The organism is Gammaproteobacteria bacterium, assembly GCA_027296625.1.
GTDB lineage: Bacteria > Pseudomonadota > Gammaproteobacteria > JAKEHO01 > JAKEHO01 > JAKEHO01.
Genome location: JAPUIX010000070.1, coordinates 1 through 5,880, shown reverse-complemented (window position 1 = coordinate 5,880; position 5,880 = coordinate 1). Strand labels below are relative to the sequence as shown.

Here is a 5,880-nt window from a genome sequence, read left to right as displayed (position 1 = left end):
CTCAGTGCGTGATCCAGAAATTGATTGAGTTTGACAACAAGCTCCCTGGAATTTTAGGTGGGATAGACGACTGGCCGATCCCAACGCCGGATGACAACTGAGACCAAGGCATAGCATTCGCCTTTGTGTATCTGTGAAAGAGGGCTTGTAACGACCTGTGAAATCTCAACTTTTTCAGCCTGCTCGATTCTGTGTCTGAAAGTACCTTCTCACTGAGAGTTACGGAAAAACCCACTTGGGCAGCGGTTCATGGCGGTCACCAACATAATGTCGGCTGGAATGTGTAGGCAGGTCAGTCGCTACGCCCTGACGACCTGCGAACTGCCAGGCGGGTAACCCAGGAGAAAGCCAGTCCTCGCTGGCGGGAACCTTGGTGTGGAATTGTAAACACAATGTCAGGACACTTGGTACTCCACAAACACTTCTTTTTCCCTTCTACTCTTACTCGGCTTACTCATCGCTAGCTCTGCTTCGAGTAGGCGTCAACTTCGTGAAGCCTCAGGGCTTTTTTGCCTTGAGAGGGGATGCTATAGCGACACGATGGTCAAGCGGGAGCTGGTCGAGAAAGTTGTACGACGCTATCCACAGTTCTCCAAAAAGGAGGCAGAGATGGTCGTCAACGAGGTGTTTGGGTGCATGGCTGAAGCCTTAGCAAAGGGAGAGCGAGTAGAACTGCGAGGGTTTGGGGTGTTTGAGGTGCGGCAGCGGGAGGCTCGTAATGGGCGCAACCCCCGGACGGGAGCCGCGATAGCAATTGCTGCGAAGCGCGTGCCATTCTTTAAGGTGGGCAACGAGCTGCGCAAGCGCGTGAACGGAGAGACCGCCTAGGCTGCAGCAGCCACACAGCTACGTTCTTTGTCTTCTACAGGACATTGGAGAGGCAAGACAGCGAGTGACGCTTGTGCTCAACAAGACGACGCCCCCCTCCGTTCGCCACTGTACGACACAATGCGCAAACAACCGAGCCGAGGTCTCCACTAATCAACCCGCCAGCGGGAGAGACAGATGCGCCGCTTCAAATCTCCACGACAAGCGCAACGGTTTCTCTCCGTAGTCGAGTCAACAATCTCTTTCGGGTCGGACGGCACTTGATGCGAGCCGTGCATGACCAGCTGTTTCGAGATCGAGCCTTTGTCACGGGGCGAAGCGTAACGATAGGCCTGGCAGCGGTCTAAGAACGCCTCCCATTCTAGATCACCGTGCGTGAGTTCCGTACTCATTCCTGATAACTTGACAATACCTCTTGTTCCCATACGGAAGAGCGAGGAGGCGGGTGGGAGGGAGCTAGCCATGGCTGACCTTGACCGGGCGACAGTACTGCACTTTATGAGAGACGCGCTGCGCGACTTTTTGAACCCAAGCGATCGTCTCTATAAAAATATTCTCAACAACGCTTTAGAACGGCTCTTGGCGGCGAACCTTGTTGATCCAGCAATAGTAGGTAACCATGATGTAGACCGACTTCTCTCAACCTGTAACTTGGAAACAGGGAAGCCGCCCGAGCTGGCAGCGCTGTTGACCGTTTTAACGGATGCTTACTCGTCAATACTTTCTCATGGTTATATTATCCCACGGCCAATGGCGGGAGGAACCTTGGATTTTTCCCGTTTTGTTGTTACACCCATGGGCCGGCAGTGGGCAGCTAGTTCTTATCCCATCCCCGAAGACCAACTGGGCTATTTGAAAGCTCTTCGTGGCTCAGTTCAGCATTTAGATCCCACGATTGAACAATACGTCCGTGAAGCGCTAATTACATACGGACGCGGGACGTTTTTCGCTTCAGCCGTTATGGTTGGTGCTGCCAGTGAGACCACTATCTATCTGCTCATGCATATCCTCTCAAACGCTGTGAAAAGTGACGCCCAACTTGCGAACGCTATACGAAACGCTATAGCTGGGGAGCATCGTATAACACAAATGTTTAAGCTCACTGCTGAATGTATAAAACGCGCAAAAAAAGCTGGTATGCCATACTCTGTGCATGAAGGCGCTGATCAGCACCTATTGTCTCTCCAAGAGGATATTCGCGTACAACGGAATGACGCCGTCCACCCAGCGGCCGGACAAGTAACGCAAGAGGGGGTTCATCTTGCGTTGGCGGCCTTTTTTCCTGCTTGCAAAAAGATCTATGATCTAATGGATTGGTTCAAGAACAACACGATCTAGGAGACCTGTTCGTTCCGTCACCCCCTATGCACACCCTGGCGTGCACCACGCAGTACGCCAACAACCGCGTCGAAGTCTCCCACCAACCGACCCGCCAACGCGAACGCCACATGCGCCGCTTTAAATCGCTACGCCACGTCTAACGCTTCCTCTCGGTCCATCGTCCGATCAACAATCTCTTTCGGATCGGACGCCATTTGATGCGAACCGCTCACTATCGACTATTTCGAGACCGAGCATTCACAACCTGGCGAGACGTGATGGCAGCAGGCCTGGAAGGAGCGTAAGGGGACGCTCATTCAGCCTCACACTACGTGAAGTGCGTGTTCGTTTCGATAGCTTGACAGAACCTTCTCAGGCGACCTGGGCGACCTTATCTTCCCCAAGGAACTCGCTAACCAGTCGCGCAAATGCGTCCGGTTGGTCGAGCTCCGCAAGGTGTCCAGCATCGTGCAGTGTCGTCAGACGAGCATCGCTGATGGCCGACTGCCAGGCCGGCCCGTACGCCTCGGGCACCACGACGTCCTTGTCACTGGTGACGACCAAGGTCGGAGCCTTGATGCGCGGCAAGCGGCGCTTGATGCCCGTATCCGGGATCGGCCACAGGAACTTCGCGCTCGCGCGCAGGCTCAGCACTTCATCGACAAGTGCGTCCACCGTGTCACGCCCCTCAATCAGGTGCTTGTTGCGGCCGTCCGGGTCGCCAAACAGAATGGCAGATGGACATCCGGGATGCTGCGCGAAGGGGTCTTCGCCCCCCACGCCGTCGAGCCACGGCCCGAGCGGATTGACCAGGACAAGGCGATCAACACGCTGCGGTGCTATGGCAGCGAGTTCGGCTGCCATCCACGCACCGACGCTCACACCAACCACGTGTGCGGATTCGAGCCCAAACGCGTCGAGGACGTCGCACTGATGGAGGGTCAGATCGAGCGGTCCTTCGTCCACATCAGCAAGCTGATCCTTGGTCGGCCCCCAACCGGGTGCGTACGGCGCGATCACGTCGAACGACTCTGCAAGCAGCCCGAGCGCTGGCTCAAATCCAGCCAAGCCGATCATGTGATGCAGATACAACAGTGGTGCACCGCTGCCCGCGCGGTAGTAGTACACTTCGCGCGCGGCAGGACCGACCTGGATCGTCTGGATGTCCATTAGCTCGCCTCCTTCAACTGCGTTTCCTCAGCGCCAGCCGGCATGGTGACCGCGCGCGGAATGGCGCGTTCCTCCATCGGCATCGGCTTCGGCGACCAGTGATCGTCGTAGTCTTTCCACATGCCTTTCATCTGCGGAATAATCTTCTCCGCAAACAGCTTGGTCGAGTACTGACACAGCTCATTCGGCATGTCACCGAAATGCAGCAGGCATACGAGATGGCCAACTTTGAGCGAGGTCGCGACCTTATTGATCTGCTCCGCGACATTGTCTGGGCTGCCGGCTACGATATACCCTTTCTCGATCATCTCTTCCCACGACAGGGCTGCGGCCTGGTTGAGGGCGGACGACTGACCCGCCATCTGCGAGGCAAGGCCGGCGCGGATGGTCGGCTCGGTCCGGTAGCCGGGCGCGTCGGCAAAGCCGGGATGCACGTGCAGGCAGCGCGAGAAAAAATAACGCGCGTGTTTTTCGTACAGGCGCTTGGCCTCGGCGTCGGTCTCGGCGATGCAGATCTGCTGGGCAAACGCGGCCTGATAGGGGTTGAAGTCCTGGCCGAGCTCTTCCATGCGTCGCCAGAAACCCTGCATGAGCTGCGCGCCGCGCACGTAGCCCGAGAAGGAGAGGTAACTATAGTTGTACTGATTCTCAGCGCAGAAGTCCCAGGTCTCCAGCGAGCCGCCACCGGGGATCCAAATCGGTGGCGGCTTCTGAATGGGTCGCGGCCACAGGTTGACGTAGCGCTGCTTGTAGTGCTTGCCGTTCCAGGCGAAGACGTCTGGATCGGACCAGGCGCGGCGTATGAGATCGTGCGCTTCGTGATATTTCTCGCGCAAGGTCGCCGGATTAACCCCACAGGCATAGTTATCGTCCATCGAACTGCCTACAGGGAAACCGGCAATCAACCGACCACCCGACATACAGTCAATCATCGCCATTTCCTCAGCCACACGGGTCGGTGGATCGTAGAGTGCGAGCGATTGGCCAAGCAGCAGAATGGACGCGCGGTGCGTGCGCCGCGCAAGCGTCGCGGCCATCAGCTGTGGTGAAGGCATCATGCCGTACGCGTTCTGGTGGTGCTCATTGATCCCCAGTCCGTCGTAGCCGGCATCCTCGGCGAGCTCCAGCAAATCGAGATAGTCATTGTAAATACGATTGGCCTTGACCGGATCGAACAGTCTGGAATCGACGTCGACCCACACGCTGCGGTGTTTCTCGGTGAAATCATCCGGCAGATGCGGCCACGGCATGAGATTGAACCAATGAAATTTCATACGGCTTTGTTCCTCCTCCAGTGATGGAAAATAACACTTAGGACGCTTGCCCCTGAATATTAGTGCAAGCCAGTATTGTCAACTTGGTGCAGCCCGTCTGAAGAAGTAGATTTACATGCCGCAACTGGGACGTGCCCGCTGCGGATGGTCCTCGTGGGTAATCGGTGCCCCGAACAGCGCAAAGATGCCGTCGCCCAAGGCTTGCGCCACATATCCGTCATAACGATGCACCGCGTCCATCATGATCTGCAGGGCGGGGTCGATGATCGCTCTTGCGTCTTCGGGGTCGAGTCCTTCTATGAGGGCTGTGGAACCTTTGAGGTCGGCGAAGAGGGCCGTTATCGTTTTCCGTTCCCCATCTGCCGCGCCACGGGATTCCATGGCTTGTTGTTCCGCTCGGATACGCTCGGCGAGGTGGGGTGGGGTGTAGGCGGATGGGGAGTGCGTGGACGGCTGTGTATCACTTTGCGGGGAAGTTGCGCCTTCACCGGCCCAAACCAGTACGTCGCCATCTTCATCAACCGCAAGCCTTTGTCCCCGAATAAGTTCTACCTTCAATGCTTCTAGCTGCTTATCGGACAGCTCAAACTCCATTTGCAAGGCGAGATAGGAAATTCGTCCCTTGTCCTGAAGCAAGCTAGCGGCCTGGTCGACAATTTCGGAGAATTTCACTGACGGGTCCCCCTCGCTGACCGACAGCAACGATAAGAACAGGAAATGAGATGAAGACCAACGGAGCAGGGCAGGATGATGCTTCTGCCTCTCCACAGGTGCACTTTACGCACGTCCCTAAACTTCACACCGCTTGGGGGTGTTATACGGTTGATCCGCGCCAGCGGCTCAAGCTCTCGGAGCAGTGAGGCTTCTCAAGGAGACACCCCAGGCGCCGCTTACCCGCCTATTGCCGGGCGCGGTCTGAGTGATTTGTCGTCGCCATGGTCCCGTTCCCCTTTTTCAAACAGACAGTACGGGTTGGTTTTATGCCGCACGAACCCTTTGCCGGCAGGATCGCCCGTTGTTTCATCCCGGCATCTGGGACAGCGGTAACGGTGGCGGATTGCAGTCGAGGTTTTCACTGCTGTTCTCCCTGCCCTCTGCTGGCCGAACACTGCGGGAAGTCGTCCAGCGCCTCCTCGTCGACAGCAAATTGCTGCTTGAGCGCACGATCAGTTCTGCGTCTGCTATCTCGAAGCAGCTCACTGGCTTGCTCGATGGTGTCCGAGAACTTCACCCCAACTCCTCTAACAACGTCTTCGCATCTTTCAAGTCCGCCGTGTCAAAACCTTCG

General features: G+C 56.6%; 5 protein-coding genes and 2 pseudogenes. 4 read left to right on the top strand and 3 right to left on the bottom strand.

Going from position 1 to position 5,880, the window contains the following annotated elements; genetic code table 11:
* Positions 1-540 precede the first annotated feature (540 nt).
* The 3 genes and pseudogenes from O6944_04140 (at position 541) to O6944_04130 (ending at position 2,166) form a co-directional block, all read left to right on the top strand.
* Positions 541-828, top strand: a complete 288-nt coding sequence (locus O6944_04140; protein ID MCZ6718330.1) for an integration host factor subunit beta — start codon at positions 541-543, stop codon at positions 826-828.
* A 127-nt stretch (positions 829-955) separates the two neighbouring features.
* Positions 956-1,079: pseudogene (locus tag O6944_04135) on the top strand (IS6 family transposase).
* A gap of 211 nt (positions 1,080-1,290) precedes the next feature.
* Complete coding sequence (locus O6944_04130) at positions 1,291-2,166, top strand: hypothetical protein (protein ID MCZ6718329.1); 876 nt, start codon at positions 1,291-1,293, stop codon at positions 2,164-2,166.
* A 354-nt stretch (positions 2,167-2,520) separates the two neighbouring features.
* On the opposite strand, the gene O6944_04125 is transcribed toward O6944_04130, so the two are convergent.
* The 3 genes and pseudogenes from O6944_04125 to O6944_04115 all read right to left on the bottom strand — a co-directional run bounded on the left by O6944_04125 (position 2,521) and on the right by O6944_04115 (position 5,093).
* Entirely contained in the window at positions 2,521-3,318 is a 798-nt protein-coding gene (locus O6944_04125) for an alpha/beta hydrolase (GenBank protein ID MCZ6718328.1), read from the bottom strand.
* Positions 3,318-4,592, bottom strand: a complete 1,275-nt coding sequence (locus O6944_04120; protein ID MCZ6718327.1) for an LLM class flavin-dependent oxidoreductase — start codon at positions 4,590-4,592, stop codon at positions 3,318-3,320. The genes O6944_04125 and O6944_04120 overlap by 1 nt, the downstream gene beginning before the upstream one ends.
* 132 nt (positions 4,593-4,724) lie before the next feature.
* Positions 4,725-5,093 (bottom strand): annotated as a pseudogene (locus O6944_04115) (adenylate/guanylate cyclase domain-containing protein).
* A 514-nt stretch (positions 5,094-5,607) separates the two neighbouring features.
* Between O6944_04115 and O6944_04110 the strand changes: the two are divergent.
* Positions 5,608-5,880, top strand: a 273-nt coding sequence (locus O6944_04110) for a hypothetical protein (GenBank protein MCZ6718326.1), incomplete at its 3' end; no start/stop codon positions are given.